Origin of the sequence: Mycolicibacterium baixiangningiae (assembly GCF_016313185.1) — a bacterium.
GTDB classification, from domain to species: Bacteria; Actinomycetota; Actinomycetes; order Mycobacteriales; family Mycobacteriaceae; genus Mycobacterium; species Mycobacterium baixiangningiae.
In genome coordinates, this window is record NZ_CP066218.1 from 3204316 (window position 1) to 3222663 (window position 18348).

The 18348-nt window shown below is 64.6% G+C and carries 16 protein-coding genes and 1 pseudogene; 11 read left to right on the forward strand and 6 right to left on the reverse strand.

Annotation, left to right across the window (positions count from 1 at the left end; translation table 11 throughout):
* Positions 1-371 precede the first annotated feature (371 nt).
* Positions 372-1244 (reverse strand): helix-turn-helix domain-containing protein, encoded by an 873-nt coding sequence (locus I7X18_RS14990; RefSeq protein WP_193048415.1) that lies wholly within the window; start codon positions 1242-1244, stop codon positions 372-374.
* A 140-nt stretch (positions 1245-1384) separates the two neighbouring features.
* Here I7X18_RS14990 and I7X18_RS14995 point away from each other — a divergent pair, with 140 nt between their 5' ends.
* Positions 1385-2413 carry an NADP-dependent oxidoreductase gene (locus I7X18_RS14995; RefSeq protein WP_198730455.1) on the forward strand — a complete coding sequence of 343 codons (1029 nt, stop codon included), beginning with the start codon at positions 1385-1387 and terminating at the stop codon, positions 2411-2413.
* 24 nt (positions 2414-2437) lie between these two features.
* On the opposite strand, the gene I7X18_RS15000 is transcribed toward I7X18_RS14995, so the two are convergent.
* The 3 genes from I7X18_RS15000 to I7X18_RS15010 all read right to left on the reverse strand — a co-directional run bounded on the left by I7X18_RS15000 (position 2438) and on the right by I7X18_RS15010 (position 4989).
* Entirely contained in the window at positions 2438-3172 is a 735-nt protein-coding gene (locus I7X18_RS15000; protein WP_193048413.1) for a DJ-1/PfpI family protein, read from the reverse strand.
* A 649-nt stretch (positions 3173-3821) separates the two neighbouring features.
* The gene (locus tag I7X18_RS15005; protein ID WP_193048412.1) at positions 3822-4373 is read right to left on the reverse strand and encodes a GNAT family N-acetyltransferase; all 552 of its coding nucleotides are present in this window, start codon (positions 4371-4373) and stop codon (positions 3822-3824) included.
* Positions 4374-4524: 151 nt separating this feature from the next.
* Complete coding sequence (locus I7X18_RS15010) at positions 4525-4989, reverse strand: cupin domain-containing protein (RefSeq protein WP_193048411.1); 465 nt, start codon at positions 4987-4989, stop codon at positions 4525-4527.
* 319 nt (positions 4990-5308) lie between these two features.
* Between I7X18_RS15010 and I7X18_RS15015 the strand changes: the two genes are divergently transcribed.
* Both I7X18_RS15015 and I7X18_RS15020 read left to right on the forward strand, forming a co-directional pair.
* The gene (locus I7X18_RS15015) at positions 5309-6367 is read left to right on the forward strand and encodes an aldo/keto reductase (protein ID WP_193048410.1); all 1059 of its coding nucleotides are present in this window, start codon (positions 5309-5311) and stop codon (positions 6365-6367) included.
* A 479-nt stretch (positions 6368-6846) separates the two neighbouring features.
* On the forward strand, positions 6847-7374 hold the full coding sequence (locus tag I7X18_RS15020; protein WP_408632898.1) for a TetR/AcrR family transcriptional regulator: 528 nt from the start codon (positions 6847-6849) through the stop codon (positions 7372-7374).
* 222 nt (positions 7375-7596) lie between these two features.
* Here I7X18_RS15020 and I7X18_RS15025 read toward each other — a convergent pair.
* Positions 7597-7749 (reverse strand): annotated as a pseudogene (locus I7X18_RS15025) (transposase); the annotation flags it as partial.
* A 501-nt stretch (positions 7750-8250) separates the two neighbouring features.
* On the opposite strand from I7X18_RS15025, the gene I7X18_RS15030 reads away from it, so the two are divergent.
* The 8 genes from I7X18_RS15030 (at position 8251) to I7X18_RS15065 (ending at position 17482) form a co-directional block, all read left to right on the forward strand.
* Positions 8251-9348, forward strand: a complete 1098-nt coding sequence (locus tag I7X18_RS15030) for a 2,3-butanediol dehydrogenase (protein ID WP_193048408.1) — start codon at positions 8251-8253, stop codon at positions 9346-9348.
* 27 nt (positions 9349-9375) lie between these two features.
* On the forward strand, positions 9376-9771 hold the full coding sequence (locus tag I7X18_RS15035; protein WP_232375504.1) for an alpha/beta fold hydrolase: 396 nt from the start codon (positions 9376-9378) through the stop codon (positions 9769-9771).
* A 275-nt stretch (positions 9772-10046) separates the two neighbouring features.
* Positions 10047-12287 carry a SulP family inorganic anion transporter gene (locus I7X18_RS15040; RefSeq protein ID WP_193048444.1) on the forward strand — a complete coding sequence of 747 codons (2241 nt, stop codon included), beginning with the start codon at positions 10047-10049 and terminating at the stop codon, positions 12285-12287.
* Positions 12288-12936: 649 nt separating this feature from the next.
* A complete protein-coding gene (locus I7X18_RS15045) occupies positions 12937-13896 on the forward strand; it encodes an ABC transporter substrate-binding protein (RefSeq protein WP_193048406.1) in 960 nt (319 codons plus the stop codon).
* Positions 13875-14762, forward strand: coding sequence for an ABC transporter permease (locus tag I7X18_RS15050; protein ID WP_193048404.1), 888 nt, complete (start codon positions 13875-13877; stop codon positions 14760-14762). Before I7X18_RS15045 ends, I7X18_RS15050 begins: the two co-directional genes overlap by 22 nt.
* The gene (locus I7X18_RS15055; RefSeq protein WP_193048402.1) at positions 14759-15496 is read left to right on the forward strand and encodes an ABC transporter ATP-binding protein; all 738 of its coding nucleotides are present in this window, start codon (positions 14759-14761) and stop codon (positions 15494-15496) included. Before I7X18_RS15050 ends, I7X18_RS15055 begins: the two co-directional genes overlap by 4 nt.
* Entirely contained in the window at positions 15480-17078 is a 1599-nt protein-coding gene (locus I7X18_RS15060; RefSeq protein ID WP_193048401.1) for an FAD-binding protein, read from the forward strand. Before I7X18_RS15055 ends, I7X18_RS15060 begins: the two co-directional genes overlap by 17 nt.
* Complete coding sequence (locus I7X18_RS15065; RefSeq protein WP_193048399.1) at positions 17075-17482, forward strand: 4Fe-4S dicluster domain-containing protein; 408 nt, start codon at positions 17075-17077, stop codon at positions 17480-17482. Before I7X18_RS15060 ends, I7X18_RS15065 begins: the two co-directional genes overlap by 4 nt.
* A 1-nt stretch (position 17483) precedes the next feature.
* On the opposite strand, the gene I7X18_RS15070 is transcribed toward I7X18_RS15065, so the two are convergent.
* Positions 17484-18314, reverse strand: coding sequence for a nitroreductase (locus tag I7X18_RS15070; protein WP_226864445.1), 831 nt, complete (start codon positions 18312-18314; stop codon positions 17484-17486).
* Positions 18315-18348 lie beyond the last annotated feature (34 nt).

Consider the following 18348-nt stretch of genomic DNA (forward strand, 5'->3'; position numbering starts at 1 on the left):
GGCCGGTCATCGGCACCACTACGACCGGTCCCGTCGGCTGAAGGATTCAAACCCCACAGGACCGACAGTTCCCTGGCCCGAAAGGATGGAAGACCTCCGCACTGAATATGCGCCCCGCCCAAAGGGCTGCAATGACTCGGAGGGCTTCTATCCGAGGATGCCCTGGATTACATCGCGCGAAGCGCGGCGTATTGCGGCCGACTTCGTTGACCTTCCCACTGAGCCCCGAAGTTCTTCCTCGCATCGGGCTGCGACACAACACGGTCGTAATCTGGCTGCCGCACAACGAGATCCACGTTGGCGTGGGTCCAATGTACGAATCCGCAACTGACCATGGCCGCATCGCAGCCCGCCGCCTCTACTGCTGATGCCTAGTCACTTGCACGGCGAGCCGGTGAGTGGTCGGTCCTGCGGCCCGTCTCGATCCCGAGCGCGGACGAGGCTAGGAGGGCCAACTTGTCGGCGTCTTCGGATCCGGCCTCGGGGTGATAGATGACGAGGTAGATGCCGTCAGCACCGCTGATGGCCAGCCTTTCGCGGTTGAGTCGCATTTCGCCGATCTGAGGGTGGTCGAACAGGGTTGACGTCCCCCGCTGCGCCCCTACGTCGTGTCTTGACCACATTGCCCGGAACCGAGGGCTGGCCAGCGACAGCTCGCCAACGAGTTCGATGAAGCGCGGGTCATCGATGTCTGTGCCGACCGACTGGCGCAGGCTTGAGATCAGGCACTCGGTGGTGCCGTCCCAGTCCGGGTGCAAAGCGATCTCCTCGGGATCGAGGAACATGTCCCGTAACTGGTTGCGTCCCACCGTGAGGCGGGATGAAAGCGCTGTGGCCAAGGGGTTTACAGCCAGAACATCGAAGTAGCGGCCCTCGACGAAGGCGGGCTGCGTCAACGCCGACAGCAGCTTGAGCATGCCCGTCGGGACGGTCTCCATGGGTGCCCTGCGCCGCGTCCGTCGGGGTTTGTCTGCGGCGAGGCTCAGCAGGTAGATCATGTTTTCGTCGTCAAGCTGGAGCACCCGGGCGATGGATTCGAGAACCTGCACGGAAGGGTTCCGGTCACGTCCCCGCTCGAGGCGCAGGTAGTAGTCGGCACTGATGCCGGCCAGCATGGCAACCTCTTCGCGCCGCAGACCGGGCACCCTTCGCACACCGATCTCAGGGATGCCTGCCTGCGCAGGTGCGATGAGCCCGCGGCGGGCGCGCAGGTACTCACCGAGGTGGTTCAGCTTATCGGTCACAGTCAAACGCTATGCCCTTCAGACCGGGCGTGAGGGGTCCTGTCACTCCCCCGGAGCGCGAGGGCACTGGCAGGAGGCGCGCGCCGCGCGAAGTATCGGCTGTAATCAACCGCTCGACCACTACCAGAAAGACCAGAATCTTGAGTCAACAATTGAATCGTCGAATCCTCCTGGCGGCGCGGCCGCACGGAGACCCGAAGGTCAGCGATTTCGACGTCACGGAAGTGCCCGTGCCGGTCCCCGGCGACGGTCAGGTACTGATCCGGAACGTGCTGGTCTCGTTGGATCCCTACAACCGCATCATCATGGGCAACGCCAACAGCGACCAACCGCCGATCGAGATTGGCGACCCCATGTTCGGCTTCACCATCGCAGTCGTCGAGCAGAGCAACAACCCCGCCTTCGCGGTGGGCGATCACGTGGGCAGCATGTCCGGCTGGCAGGACTACGCACTGTCCGACGGTTCGGACCTCAGGCCGATTGATCCGAAGACGGCCCCGCTGTCGGCGAATCTCGGCGTGTTGGGGATGACGGGTCTCACGGCTTGGGTGGGACTCACCAAGATCATTGAACCGAAACCGGGCGGCACGCTCCTCGTCACCGCCGCCGCCGGTGCCGTCGGCTCCGCGGCAACCCAGATCGGCAAGCTGCGGGGCTATCGTGTCGTTGGTGTCGCTGGCGGTCCGGAAAAGTCACGCCACCTCCTGGAGGATCTCGGCCTGGACGCCGCGGTCGACTACAAGGCACCCGACTTCGCCGCACAGCTTGCTCGTGCAGTGCCTGACGGGATCGACACGGTCTACGAAAACGTGGGCGCCTCAATGGTCGTGGCGCTGCTGCCGCACCTGAACCTGAGGGCCCAGATCGCGGTGGGCGGCGTGATGTCGGCAATAACTGCGACGAAGAGCCCCGGGGGGCCAGACCGGTTGCCCGATCTGATGAGGGCGGTGCTCTACAAGGACCTCACGATTCGGGGCTTCTCGGTTCCTGACTACTTCGACAGCTACCCCGAGCTCCTTGCCGAGCTGGCTCCTGCGGTGGCGGACGGCAAGGTGCGTTACGCCGAGCACTTCGTCGAGGGGCTCGAGGCCATTCCTGCTGCGTTTCAGGACATGTTCCACGGCCGCGTCACGGGTAAGATGATCGCCAAGATCGCCAAGATCGCCTAGGGCCAGCACCATCCGGCGAGCGCCCTAAGTCGGTGATTCTGCCGGGTCAAGGTCGGGTGTCGTCCGAATGCCGAGCCGTTGTGCTACGGCGCGGGCGGTCTGCTCGCGCTGCTGCGTTACCGCCTGGGTAGCCTGCAATGCCTGCTTCAACACCGCGGCTGGCGCCGTCTCGGGCGTGCCGCTGTTGAATGGCGGTTCCGGCGCATAGGCCATATAGAGCTGAATTGTCTGGGCGATCTCGTCACCACGCAGCTGGGCCGCGACACGGAGGGCGCCGTCGATACCGGCGGTTACGCCCGCGGCGAAAACCATATTGCCGTCGACGACCACCCGTTCATTCACTGGCGTGGCACCGAAGAACGGCAGCAGGTGCATCGACGCCCAATGCGTTGTCGCGCGCCGACCGACGAGTAGCCCTGCCGCGCCACAGATCAACGCGCCGGTGCACACCGAGAACACACACCGTGCCGTTTCCGCTTGATCGCGCAACCAGGCGAGCAGCTCCTGGTCGTCCATGAGCGCTTCTTGACCATAACCGCCAGGCACATGAAGGACGTCGAGTCGGGGCACATCTTCGAGGGCGCAGTCTGGCGTCAACCGCAACCCATTGACGTCCCGCACCGTCTCGCGGGTCTTACCGAATATGCGATAGGTCGAATTCGGTATGCGCGAAAGGATTTCGAACGGACCCGTCAGGTCGATCTGGTCTAGCCCATCGAACAGCAGTGAACCGATTTGGAGGTGCGCTTCGGTGTCCATGGGTACTCTCTGGGGTTTGAAGGATGACCGATGTCGCCATCATACGCTCCGGCATTTGCCGGCTCCGTTGATCGCCGAAGCAAACATGACGTGGTCAGCACTGCGACCAGTTACCTTCGCAAAATGGAGATGGCCGCGGCCAATCTAGCGCGCAGTGCCAGGAGGCGTTGTCCGTAACGTAGTTGCCACTCGGGTCACCCTCACCGGTCTCGGCCTGCTGGATCACGCGCGCCACTGGATGCTCACCGCGTTCGCCTCGTGTGACGGGCGCCCGGCTCGTTACGGGACGTTCCGGACCCACGGATCCACCGGCACCATGCGCAGTGATCGGCCGGTGGTGTCGAGGACCCTGCCGTGATCTTATGCAGCTGCAGCACCAGTCGCTGATCCACGACCACCACGCTCGGGTGACGCGATTGCAGCTCCGACGCCATCGCGTGGATGTCCTCTGGTGCACGCAGACTCACGATCAGGATGAGATTGACGACCGAAGTCACTGTGGCGCAGAACCGCGTCTGGGGCAACCCGCCGAGTTCTCGGCCCACGCGGTCCACGCCGAGGGTGGACCCAACCGTGAGGACGTCGGGTTGGTCGCACAGTTGCGCTGCAGAACGTTTGGACCGGGTCGCATGGCAGAGACTTCGTCAGATCAGATGGCTTTGTTGTAAATGATGAAGTCGCACGGCGTCGCCAGCTGCGGTGCGAGGTGCGGATATTGATCTTCGAACCTGCCTTGGCGGACCACCTTGTAACCCGACCGTGCGTTCCAGTCCGCCATGAATGTCTTTGATTCTTGTGTCCAGTTTCGCGGGACGAGGAGTTCGATCTGCAAGGTAGTGACCCCGTCGGCCCGGAGGAGGTCGGTGACGAAACGGCGTAGTTCTCGCCCTATCCCGATGCCCCGGTGGTTCGGATCGCTCACCAACATTCCCGTCTCACCGGTGTGGGAGTCGAGGCGTTGAACGCGAATCGAACCCACGATGGTGCCGCCGAGCCGGGCGACGACGATCTGTCTGGCCTGCGTGAACTCGATGATCTCCTCAAGGGTGGTGCGGGTGGCGCCCTGCCGCCAAAAGCCCTCTTCTGCAACGGCATAGACCTGATTTACCAGGTCAACTATCCGCCTCATCGCATTCACATCGCTAGACGCCTCCGCAGGCAGAACTTCAATTTGTAACAATGATGAGGGCGAATCCTTCATCCTTACCTATTCCTTTCGGACACGAACTTCCATGCACCAGCGCTGAACTCTTCCGTGTAATCAACGTATTCGATATGACTTACGTTCGGCCGAGGCCCCGCAGCGCCGGTCCGATTTACGCACGCCGACCGCGAAGAATCACCGAGGGAACCTAGAGTAGATCTGCGGGCACCATTCCCGGCGGACCTAGGAGTTGATCGCCCAGTTCGGCGGACACGGCGGCGAAGAGCTCGGCGTCCATCTCGGCACCGGCACCCGAGCCGTCATCGGGCGTCGCCGTCCGCGCGATCAGCTCCGCGAAGCCGGCGGGTGACGTCATCAGAAACGAACGGCAGCCGCGCGGGCCCGACTTGACCGCATGGGGAACGTTCAGCGGTATCGTCGCGAAGTCCCCGACCCTCAACTGCAACGTGTCCGAACCTACCCAAATCGTGCAACTGCCCTCGACGATGGCAAGGCGCTCCTCGTAGCGGGTGTGCAAGTGCAAGGACGTCGCAGTGTTGGGGAACTGATAAGCGTCGACGACATCGTGGCGGCCGTCCGTGTCCTCGCTGGTGGTCAGGATGCGGACGTGGAGCGCGTTGCCGAGTAGATAGCGGCCGGGTGCATCGTTCATCGAGGATCGTCTTTCTCGTCAAGTCCGTTCCCCCTCGTCGTAGGCAACGTCGCGTAGCGCGTGACGATTCGGTCGGGTGCCGGTTCCAGGGTCATGGGCATCGAGTTCTACAGCGGGGTCCCCGTGGACAAACCCTTCCAGATCGTCCCAGTCCCGCTCGTTGACACTGAAGGTCTGGGGATAGTTGGCGTCGAAATCGGGGGCATCGGGGTACAAGTGGAGAGCCTATCCAATACTATAAGTGGATAGGCTGTCCGCTGTCTCGGCAGCTTATCCCGTCCGCCCGGCGCTGTGGATGGTGACGAGCAGAGGAGCCACCATGGACTACCGCACGTTGGGCCGGACCGGCATGAGAGTCAGCCCGTATTGCCTTGGAGCGATGATGTTCGGCGCCCAGGGCAACCCCGACCACGACGAGTCGATCCGCATCATCCACAAGGCGCTCGACACCGGGATCAACTTCATCGACACCGCGGACTTCTACTCTGGCGGCGAGTCGGAGGAGATCGTCGGCAAGGCCCTCAAGGGTCGCCGGGACAATGTCGTGCTCGCCACCAAGGCGTACTTGTCGATGGGCGAGGATCCCAATCAACAAGGCAACTCGCGGCGCTGGCTCCTCACCGAGGTCGAGAACTCGTTGCGCCGCCTGCAAACCGATTATCTGGATCTCTACCAAGTCCACCGGCCAGACCCCTTGGTCGACGTGGAGGAAACGCTCTCGGCCCTCTCGGACCTGGTGCACAGCGGCAAGGTTCGGGCCATCGGCGCGTCGTCCTTTCCCGCATCGGAGATCGTCGAGGCGCAGTGGGTGGCTGAGCGGCGCGGTTTGCAGCGGTTCCGCAGCGAGCAGCCGCCGTATTCGATCCTCAACCGCGGCATCGAACGCGAGGTGCTGCCGGTGTGTCAGCGCTACGGGATGGGCACCCTGGTGTGGAGCCCGCTTGCCCAGGGCATGCTCACCGGCCGGTACCGCAAGGGTCAGCACACCGACAGTAAGCGCGCGAGCGCCGGCTTCGCACACCTGACCGACGAGCGGCGCCTCGATGCCGTCGAGGCGCTCATCCCCGTGGCCGAGGATGCGGGGATGTCGCTCACCCACATGGCGATGGCCTTCGCGATCGCCCACCCCGGTGTTACCTCCGCCATCGTCGGGCCACGCACCATGGAGCACCTCGACGACACCCTCGCCGGCCTAGAGATCAGCCTCGACGACGAAGTCCTCGACCGGATCGACGCCATCGTTGCGCCCGGCACCGACATCGGAGCCCTCGACATGGCCTACGCACCACCGGCTCTGCAGCAGCCGAGCCTGCGCCGCCGACCCGCTGACGAACGGGCCGCTTCGGCACCCGCGACACCCACTACCGCAAGCTCGTAGAGGACGATTACGTTACCGAGATACCCGGAACGTTCGTACCGACGTACTCCTGGGCCGAACGCGAACGTCGCTGGAATCTGGCCCGCGCCTTCATGGATCGAGAGGGCGTCGACGCGCTGCTCGTCTACGGGGAGCACGCAGACTCCGCCCGCGGCGTTTTACTTCGACACCTGGGTCACCAACGACCGTCCCGGCTCGATCATCGTCTCCCACGGACCGGCGAGCCCATCGTGTACCTGCCGATCTCCACATTCGTCAACGACCACATGGCCTCCTCGCGCCACGGTGACGACATGTGGATCCCGAGGGCCTAGACGACGAGCGCGGCCTTCTGCCCGGCGATGGGCGTGCCTCGTAGACCACCCGACTGGATCCATCGGTAACTTTGACTGCACCCAAAGGAGGCGAACGTGGCAGCTGACCCGCAGGCAATTCCTCAGCGCAGAGCTGATGCCACTCGCAATCGCGAGAAGATCTTGGTGGCAGCCCGTCGCGCCTTCGACGATCCCGGGGCCGGTGACGTGTCGATGGCCGAGGTCGCGCGGCGAGCCGGTGTGGGGATGGCCACGCTTTACCGGAACTTCCCGGGCAGACGACAGCTACTCGAAGCCGTGTTGACCGACGAGGTCGGCGAGGTGTGCGCGGCGGCGGCAGGGATCAACGGGCAGACCTCTGGTGGTTCCTTCGCGATCTGGACCCGCCGTTTCTTCGATTTCGCGTTCGCGCGCAACGCCATTGCCACCGAGCTGATCTTCGAGTCCGGGGCCGTCCAGAACGCGTTCTTTACCAACGACCGGGCAAGGCTGTGTGCCGCGGGCTTGCCCTTGCTCGCGGCCGCCCAAGCATCGGGTGAGTTCCGCAGTGACCTCAACATCGGCCAAATGCTCGATCTGATAGCTGCGGTGGCCCGAGTCCGTGGCGATGCCGACCACGTGCGCCCGATCGCCGAGGCAGCCCTCGACGGCCTGCGTACGCAGCCACCTACACCCAAACGAGCATCGAATTGAGCACGAGTAGCTCGTTTGCCTATGCGACGACGACATGCAGAGGCAAGGAGACTGGAGTTGTCGGTGACGGTGTCGACGGTGCCGGCATCAAGGCCTGAGCGGCTGGTCGCGCAACGCAATTTCCTTATCCCGTCGGCACTCTCGGGCTTTTCTGGGCTGCGTCCGGCCACTGTCATATCCTCCCGGGCAGACGAGTCAGATCAGTTCACAACTACCTGAGCGCCGTGCACCGCGGTCGATGTCGTCCTGCTTGATCCATTTGGACAACGTAACTGGATGAATACCGAGATCATCAGCAGTCTGCTTCTGGGGCTTGCCGGCGCGTACGAGCGCGATCGCGCGGGCACGGAACTCGGCCGGATAGGGGCGGGGCATGGCTGTCAGCCTTTCGTACAGGCTGTCAGTTAGTCATCGAATCTGGAACCTAAACGGTAGGGCAGGTCACCTTACTTTCCAGGACCATCTGACACCGTCCTTGTTCCAGTCCACGCGCAGTCTTCGCCGCGTGATCGGGCCGACCTGACCGAAGTAACGTCACAGGGACGAACCTATGTCGTGGGACTGGATGGACGGGAACGAAGCAAGGTACGTGAAATACCCTCCTACACAGGGCTTTCAGCCCACGAAGTGGGCCGGCGGCGCGCCGTCGTGAAACCTCAACGTAGGACGCACAGGACCAGTCAGCGCGAAAGCAACTCTGCAATCATGAAATGATGCCGCCTTAACCGAGATCTCGCGGACCTCCTGAAATATGCTCACAGGACACTTGATCCGACACGCGCTGGCTTACGACGCGCCGCCGACCATCCATCACAGGCCAACGTTTGGCGGCGTTGTCACCGCCTTGAACGGACACCCCACGAGAGGAAAGCACCGATGCGTGCTGCAATTTACTATGGAAACCGCGACATTCGCTGGGAAGACGTGCCAGAGCCGCAGACTCAAGCCGGTCAGGTCAAAGTCAAGGTCGCACACAATGGCATCTGCGGCACCGACATTCACGAATATTACGACGGACCCATGTTCGCTCCTGTCTGGCCCCACCTACTCACTGGCGTCAAGCTGCCTGTCCCGTTCGGACACGAGTTTTCAGGAACCGTAGTCGAGGTAGGACATGGAGTAACCGGGGTCGCCGAGGGAGATCGGGTAGCCGTGGAACCCGTGATCAACTGCGGCGACTGCCATCCGTGTCGGCGAGGTGACTACAACTTGTGCGACATCACCGCCTTCCTTGGTCTGGCCAGCCACGACGGAGGTGGCCTCAGTGAGTACGTCGTGGTAGCCGCGAACCGCGTCCATGCCCTTCCTTCGAACGTGAGTCTCGAGTATGGCGCCGTTGTTGAACCACTATCGGTGGCGATGCACGCCGTGCGGCGCGGTCGACCATCACCCGCCGAACGAGTCGTGGTCCACGGCGCTGGCCCCGTTGGCATCGGGGTCGTTCAGGCCCTTGCAGCCGAAAAACTCGGAGGAATCATCGTCACAGAAATCTCCCCGATGCGACGCGCGGTGCTTCAGTCGATGGCCATCCCCGCCGTCGTGGCCGTCATCGACCCGACAGTGGTTGACGTTGCTGAAGCCGTTGCCGACCTGGTGGACGATACCGGCGCCGATCTGACTTTTGAGGTAGCGGGCGCATCCGCTTCTTCGAATGGCCCGGACGGTCGCCCCCTTGTATCGTTGAACGACGCGATCGCCAGCACTCGGCGCGGCGGACGGATCGTCTGCGTTGCAACGCATCCGGCGACTACGATCGAGCCGAACGCCTTCGTGTTCAAGGAACTCACAATCGTCGGCACCGCCGCCTACACGGCCACGGATTTCAGGCGAGTCATCGCACTCATGGGCCAAGGGCATTATGAAGTGAGTCCGTGGATTGAGCACCGAACGCCCGATCAACTCATCACTGCGATGAACGACATGCGGAGAGGCCTCGCAGCCAAGGTTCTTATCGACGTTGCCGGCAATCCGTAAGGTGACCGAAGATGCCTGCGCCCGTTCATCGATGAGCGGAGCGGTTGGCGTACTCGATGTCACCGCTCACAAAGAGGCTGCAACGGGTCCTCAGATCATCAGCGGCATGATCACCCACGCAGGTATCGCGCTCGCCGAGCCCCGAACCGTCAGCGCACACACATCCGACGCGAATTCAAGATCGTCGTGATGTGTTGCTGGATGGCCGAAAGCCTAAGACATGCGCATTTTCATCGCGCGTTGATGCGAATACTCGGCTACGAGCGCTTCACGACCGTCGCCCATGACGTTGGCGGGTGGACCGCCTTCGCCATGGCCGCGGACGATCCCGGCGCCATCACCAAACTGGTGATCGCCGAGACGATTATCCGCGGCATCTCGCCCTCGCCACCAGTTCGCCACCAAGGCCGCGACGTACGCTGATCGAGCTTGGGTCGACTCTCGCAGGCGGCCATGCGGGCGGTGCCTAATAGGACAGTCACAACAGTATCCCGTGCGCACATTTGCATCTCCTATGCGTCCGACCGATGTCCTTGACCCCCTTCTCTTCCGATAAATACTCTCGCACTTGTGAATTCAGACGCACTCATACCGAGCGACTGCTGAAGCAGCACCTCCATAGTCTCGAACTGAAGCGGCAATCGACCCCAGCCCGAAGAGCCGGACACTGAGGCCGCCATCACCAATAGGAGTACGACATTTTGCAACGCTCAGAGAGCTCACTCCCCCAACGGATCGGTCCACTACTTCGCTACGACCTTCCCGCGTCGCTCGTGGTGTTTCTCGTCGCTCTGCCGCTATCACTGGGCATCGCGATAGCCTCGGGCGCGCCTGCGCTGGCAGGTCTGATCGCTGCAGTCGTGGGCGGCGTCGTAGTAGGCGCGCTCGGCGGATCGCCGCTACAGGTCAGTGGACCGGCAGCCGGACTCACCGTGGTGGTGGCCGGCCTCGTCGCCCAGTTCGGCTGGAAGGTGACCTGCGCGATTACCGTCGCGGCCGGTGTCCTGCAGGTTCTCTTCGGATTGAGCCGGGTAGCCAGGGCGGCGCTGGCGATCTCGCCGGTCGTGGTTCACGCGATGCTCGCGGGCATCGGGATCACGATCGCACTGCAACAGATTCACGTGTTACTTGGCGGCGACTCGCAGAGTTCCGCGTGGCGCAACGTGGCGGAACTGCCAGAGCAGGTCTTGGCTGCGCACGGACCTGGCGTCATCCTCGGCGTACTCGTCATCGTCATCCTGGTCGGATGGCGTTGGGTGCCAGGACGAATCGGCAAGGTACCGGGCCCGCTTGTCGCCATCCTGGTGGCGACTCTGGTTGCGATCGTATTCAGGTTCGACGTGGAGCGCGTCACGCTAGACGGTTCGTTGCTGGACGCCATCGCGCTCCCGAGTCTTCCCGACGGCAACTGGGGTGCCTTCGCCACCGGCGTACTCACGGTTGCGTTGATCGCGAGTATCGAGAGTCTGCTGTCAGCGGTGTCGGTCGATCGGATGCAAAACGGCCCACGCACCAACTTCGATCGCGAGCTCATCGGTCAGGGAACGGCCAATATCGCCTCGGGCACCATTGGCGGCCTTCCTGTCACCGGTGTCATTGTGCGCAGTACTGCCAACGTGAGCGCGGGTGCGAGGTCCAGCGCCTCTGCCATCATGCACGGCATCTGGGTACTGATTTTCGCGCTGCCCTTCGCTGGACTTGCCGAACGAATTCCCATGGCCGCGCTGGCAGGCCTGCTGATCGTCATCGGGTTCCAGCTGGTCAAACGGGCCCACATCGAAACTGCCAGGCGCACAGGAGACATCGCGGTGTACGTCGTGACGGTCTTGGGCGTCGTCTTCTCCAACCTGCTGGAAGGCGTGCTGACCGGTCTCGCGTTGTCCATCGCACTGACAGTGTGGCGGGTGGTGCGTGCACGGATCGTGGCCGAACCCATCGACGACGGTAGCTGGCGGGTCGTCATCGAAGGTTCCTGCAGCTTCTTGTCGTTACCGCGCCTCACCAGCGTGCTGACGTCGGTACCGCCGAGAGCCGACGCGACAGTTGAGCTTTCGGTCGACTTCATTGACAATGCAGCCCGTGAAGCAATCGACGACTGGCGGCGCCAGCACTGTGCGACCGGCGGCACGGTCCACATCCGCCATCTCGGCTCGGTTGAGATGGATAGCGCACTCGATGGTCCTCCCTCCCGCGACATCCAGGCCATCGACGCCCGTTCCGGCGTCATGCCGTGGAGTTCGTGGCAGCGTGAGGGTGCCAATTGTGGCGGCGACCGGAGCGATTCACCTACGGTGCTGAGCGGCCTTGCGGTCTATCAGCGCCGGACGGCACAGCACATGCGGCCACACTTGGCGAAGCTGGCGCATGTGCAGCGGCCGGAGAGCTTGTTCATCACCTGCACCGACTCCCGCGTCTTACCCAATGTCATCACCAGTAGTGGACCCGGAGATCTGTTCACAGTGCGCAACGTCGGCAACCTGGTCCCCGCGGACCAGCGGGACGCCTCAATCGAGGCGGCAATCGCCTTCGCCGTCGAGAAGCTCGACGTCTCGTCGATCGTCGTGTGCGGACACTCCAGTTGTGGGGCGATGCACACGCTACTGGCTGGCGAGGGGGCACGCAGCGCTGGTGAGAAACACCTGTCCACCTGGCTGTCCAATGGAGATCCCGCCCTTGCGGCATTCGACGGGGGGAATCACCCGATCGCGCGGGCCGTGGCTACGGCTGGCTTCGGTGTTGTCGACCAGCTGAGCATGGTGAACGTCGCCCTGCAGGTCGGGACGTTGACAACTCACCCGCTCGTGAAAGATGCGCATCGCCAAGGCGCGCTCGACGTGATCGGGGTCTTCTACGACATCCCCAGCGCGGCCGTACTGCGCATCACGCCGACCACCATCGACTCTTTCGAAGTGGCGGGCGCCAGCACCCAGAGCACGTAAGCAGTCGATTCCAGTCATCGTGGCGATTGCCCCCGCCATCGAGTAGACCGACGCAGTCGACCTCGCTCCGGGGCACATCGGGGCTGTCGGAAGCGGGCACCGACACCATACGCCGTGCCCATATTCACTTCCCCGACGACTTCATTTATCCTGAACCCGACCGGCGGTATCCAGCCCCGCCGCCCAATATCAGAGGCTCACTTCATGAGTCCCCTCCACTTTCCGACGGCCGAGCCGATGAGGCACGCCGATACCCCGGTGACTGAACGCCCGATCACTCGAGTCCTCCTCGCCACCTCGAAAGGCTCCGGCGGCAGTTCACAGCGCCTGACAAGTTCACGGCTGTGATACCAGTGGAGCCGCACAGCCGCGATACCGGACAACGAACCCCAGGCGGCGATAGTCGCGGCGCTGTCGCGCATAGTCGGGCAACACGATATGGGCCTGCGGACAGCCGGCCACGCGACACCCGGGAAGCATGTCGGCCCGCTCCCCCGAGAGTCGGGCCGCTACAACACATTGCGTCACGGTGACGAAATCGCTCCCTTCCGGTCAGACTGATCCGAACCGTCGCATCTACCGGAAAGTCGACATCTACTGAGGTGGATCCGTGACCCGCCACGGAAAGACCCCTCTCGGAGGCTCACCCATGCTTCGCCCTCTCCTGCGCACAGCCCTGACCCTTGCCGTCTTCGCCTCGGCCATCGCCTGCGGCAGTAATGACGACGGTGCAGGCGGTTACACGCTGCGCATCGGCGCAACATCTCCGACCGGCACTCCCGCCGGGTCGCTCGGCTGGGGCGACAAACAGGGCATCCTCACCGAACAGCTCAAGGACGCCGGCGTCGACAAAATCGAGTACTCGTTCTTCCAGTCCGGCAGCGACGTCGCATCGGCACTGTTCGCCGGCGCGATCGACGTCGCCGCCATCGGCGACAACCCCGCCCTGCGTGCGCGCAGCAGAGATCCCAAAGTTGTTCTACTGGCCCTTGATTCGATCAACAGCGACGCCTGGCTGGTGGGCGCCAAAGGCGGACCGACTGACATCCAGGGGCTGGTCGGCAAATCCGTCACAGCGCCTCAGGGCACCATCCGGGACCGCGCAGCAAAGCAGCTGATCGACGCGGCCGGACTCACCGGAAAGATCCAGGTTCGCGATGTACCCACCCCTGAATCCATCGCCGGCCTGAGCTCGGGCCAGATCGACGCCACCGTCGTGACAGGGTCGAGCGCTATTGAGCTGCAACACAAGGGATTCCCGATCATTGACAGCTTGTCCAGACACGGGCTCGGTAGCACGGGCACCAACATCGCACTCTCGACATTCACCGACGGGCACCCCGACTTCGCCGACACCTGGCGTCACGCGGTCACCGCGGTCAACCGCGACATCACCGAGAACTTCGACGACTACCTCGCCTGGGTGGCCCAGACCGACGGAACCCAGCTCGAATTCGTGAAGGAGTCAACGCAGGCCGACGAGTTCAACACCGAACCATTCCCCGAGCAGGGCGTCGACCAACTCCAGGCCGCCTACGAGTTCCTCAACGCCGACGGCTCCCTGGAGAACCAGTACTCGGTACGTGAATGGGCCGGTGCGCAGTCGTGACCGCCGTCGTTCCAGCGGTACGTCCCGGCGCCGTCACGCCAGAACTGATCGACGTCGTCGCTGGGCACCGCCGTCGACGCAGCGTCTGGGCGCGGATTCCGCGCCCGGTGCGCCGCATGATGAGTCCGGTGCTGATCCTGGCGGCGTGGGCAATCGGTTCCGCCACCGGACTGCTCAACGCCGACCTGTTTCCACCTCCGGCTCACGTCGCCGCCACCGCGTGGCGACTGCTGACAGACGGCCAACTCGCCCTACATGTCGGAGCCTCGGCGACCCGGGTGCTGACCGGCACCGTTCTGGGGATCCTCCTCGGTGTGTCACTGGCGGTGCTGGCCGGCCTGACCCGCACCGGTGAGGACCTGCTCGACTGGACCATGCAGATCCTCAAAGCCGTGCCGAACTTCGCGCTCACGCCGCTGCTCATCATCTGGATGGGCATCGGCGAAGGTCCCAAGATCGTGCTCATCACCCTCGGCGTCGCGATCGCCATCTACATCAACACCTACTCCGGCATCCGCGGCGTGGACCAACAGCTGGTGGAGATGGCCCAGACGCTCGAGGCTCGCCGGTCCACGTTGATCACACAGGTGATCCTGCCGGGTGCGATGCCGAACTTCCTTGTGGGCCTTCGCCTTGGACTGTCCAGCGCATGGCTGAGCTTGATCTTCGCCGAGATGATCAACACCACGGAAGGCATCGGCTTCTTGATGTCGCGCGCACAAACCAATCTGCAGTTCGACGTCTCCCTCCTGGTGATCGTGATCTATGCGGTGGCCGGCCTGGCGTCCTACTCGCTGGTGCGACTCCTGGAACGGCTGTTGCTGTCCTGGCGCAACGGCTTCGCCGGTTTCGAAGGCGCAGTATGAGCGCGCAGGTGGTGACGGTGCGTGGCCTGCGGCGCGCATTCGATGTGCAGCAGGTGCTCGACGACCTCGACCTGGACATCGCCGACGGCGAGTTCGTCGCGATGCTGGGCCGGTCGGGATCGGGCAAGAGCACGCTGTTGCGGATTCTGGCCGGTCTCGACAACCAGGCCGACGGTTCGGTGGTGGTGCCCCGGTCCCGCGCGGTGGTCTTCCAGAGTCCCCGCCTGCTGCCCTGGCGTCGCGCCCTGGCCAACGTCACCTTTGCGCTCCGCGACGCCGGCCCCGACGCACCCAGTCGGGCCGCCCGCGGACAAGCCGCCCTGGACGAAGTGGGGTTGGCCGACAAGGCCCGTTCGTGGCCACTGTCGCTGTCCGGCGGTGAGGCGCAACGGGTTGCACTGGCCAGAGCGCTGGTGCGCGAGCCCGACCTTCTCCTGCTCGACGAACCCTTCGGTGCGCTTGACGCCCTGACCCGGCTCAAGATGTACCGCCTGCTGCACGACCTCTGGGCGCGTCGGAAGATGGCCGTCCTGCACGTCACACACGACGTCGACGAGGCGATCCTGCTGGCCGACCGGGTCGTGGTGCTCTCCGAGGGCAAGGTCTCGTTGGACCGCCGTGTGGGTCTGCCGTTCCCGCGCAGCCGTGGCGACGAGGGTTTCGACGATCTGCGCCGCGTCCTGCTCGCCGAACTGGGTGTCCGGGAGGAGGTCGGGCATGACAACAGCCGGTGACGTCGGAGTGCACAGCACTGACGTCCTGGTGATCGGCGGCGGCCCTGCGGCCACCTGGGCCGCGATCGCGGCCGCCGAGACCGGTAGCCGGGTAGCGTTGGTGGACAAGGGTTATTGCGGCACGAGCGGCGCGACCGCCGCGGGCGGGAACAATCTGTGGCTGATCCCGCCCGGCCCTCGTCGGGAGGAATCCGTGCGCGAACGTGAGGCCGCCGCGGGTGGCCTGACCGACGCCGACTGGATGCTGCAGGTGCTGTCCGCGTCGTGGGACCGGATCGACGAGCTCGCACAGTGGGGCTATCCGTTCCCGGTGGGAGACGACGGCCGGCAGCTGCGCAGCAGCCTGCAGGGTCCCGAGTACATGCGGCGGATGCGCCGGAAAGCGCACCGCAGCGGCGTTCGCATCCTCGACCATCATCCGGCCACCGCGCTCACCTCCGATGCGGAGGGAGTCGTCAACGGGGCAACCGGGATTGCGCGGCAGGAGGGCGGGCGGCCGTGGCGTATCTCGGCCGGTTCGGTGGTTCTGGCCACCGGCGGCACCGCGTTCCTGTCCGGGACGTTCGGCACCAACGTCAACACCGGTGACGGGTTGTTGATGGCCGCCGAGGTGGGTGCCGAGTTGTCGGGTATGGAGTTCTGCACCGCCTACGCGCTGGCTCCGGAGTGGGGCATTCACACCAAGGGTCGAATGCTGCAGTGGGCCAGTTTCTACGACGAACACGGCCGCCCGTTCTCCACCGAACGCGGCCTGGGTGGACGTAAGGACGCGCAATGGGCGCTGACGCACGGACATCGGGTGTTCGCCAGGCTCGACCGCGCACCCGAGCACATCCGGCAGACCATGCGCGATGCCCAGCCCAACTACTTCCTTCCCCTCGACAAGGCCGGTATCGATCCGTTCGTCACGGCCTACCCCGTGCGGATGGTCTACGAGGGTTCCGTCCGCGGCACCGGGGGCCTGCGGTTGACCGCACCAGACTGCGCGACCACAGTGCCCGGCCTGTTCGCCGCGGGTGACGCGGCGACGAGGGAACTCATCACCGGTTCGATCAGCGGGGGCGGCAGCCACAACGGGTCGTGGGCGATCGCCTCGGGCGCCTTCGCGGGGCGCGGCGCGGCGGAGTTCAGTCGCAGGCGCGCGGCAGGTGATTCTGCGCAGAGCGACCACGTCGGCCTGAGGCCGGGCCCGGCCGGCGCGCCGACCGTCGACGAAGTGGTGCGCGCCGCACAGGACCACGTCCTGCCGCCACTGCGCAGTCACCTCAAATCGCGGGAGAGACTGACCGAATCCGCCGAGGCGCTCGACCGGTTGTGGCGTGAGATCGCCGGCGGGCTGGCACCGGTGCCGGCGCGGGAAGCCTACAAGCCGCGGCAGGCCACCGCTATGGTCGCCGCAGCACGTTGGATCACCGCAGCCTCGCTCGCGCGCACCGAAACCCGGGGCCTGCACCGCCGAGAGGACATGCCCGATATCGATCACCGGCTGAGTCACCGAATCCTGGTCGGCGGGCTCGACTCGGTGTGGACCGCCACCGATCCCGCGTCGCCGCAACTCATGTCGTCGGAGGCGGTGGCATGATCGAAATCGTCAGCGCCACCGCGTGCATCGCCTGCGATGTGTGCGTCAAGGTCTGCCCCACCGACGTCTTCGAACGCGGCGAGGACGGCATTCCGGTGATCGCCCGCCAGTCGGACTGCCAGACCTGCTTCATGTGTGAGGCGTACTGCCCCGTCGATGCGTTGTACGTCTCCCCCGTGTCGGCGCCGGTCGGCGCGGACAGCCCGCACGCCGACGAGGACGCGGTGGCCCGCGCCGGTCTGCTTGGCGGGTATCGCGAAATGATCGGCTGGGGCCGCGGGCGGACCGCAGGAGCGCGGCTCGACCGCAACCCGATTCTCAAAGCTGTTCCCCCACTTGCAGAGTCGCGGCTTCCCTCGCCGGCAACCCTGGCAGATTCGCCGTGGAACCACCCGGCTGACTGATTCACAGCATCCAGACCGTGGTCTCGTCCACCGAGCGACGACCGAGCGCCGGCGGCGGATCGCCGTCATCAGGTGCCCAGCCCACGCGGATGAGCACCTGCGGATACGCCTCGCCGTCGAAGACCTCGCACGCCAGCGACAGACGACTGCGCGTATCGCTCAGTGGCGTCGTCAGCGGACAGGTCGCCAATCCCATCGACGTGGCCGCGAGCACGATGTCGCTCATCGTCTCGCCGGCACGCACCCGCATCAGGTCGTCGTCGATCTCAGTACCGAGCACCAACAACACCGCGTCATCGGCCGGCACGTCGGCCGGCCCGCTGTACTGCAGCACGACGTCGCCCTCGGACGACCTGCCCCAGTTGGCCTTCGGGACCACACCGAACCGGAGACCGTCACGCTCCGCGCGTACGTGCAACAACTCCAGAGACCCCGCCGGAAGTGAATCCGGCCGGTAGGGCCGGCGGTCGGCCCGACGCCGATCGATGGCCGAAGCCAGTTCGGTATCGGCCGGCCTCGGCGCTGCCTCGATCAGCTCGATCAGCGCCAGGTGATCAGCGTCGTCTCGTTCGGGGAACCGGCGTACCCGCGGAGCCCACCCGTTGGCCGCCAACGCCACCGCACAGTGATGCAGGACGGCTCCGCAGCTGAGCAGCACGTCGCGGCGGTCATTGTCCCTGTCGCCCAGTCGGCGACTCCAATCCGCGTAGAGATCGACGCCGCCCGGGGTGACACGCCACCGCCAGGGCTGCGCGTTCTGCGCCGAGGGTGCACGCGCGGCAGTGTCGAAGGCGCGCTCGATCGTGGCGACATCGGGAAAGGAACCCGCCAGCTGTCTCACCTCCGCCGAAGGCCGTCGTTCGAGA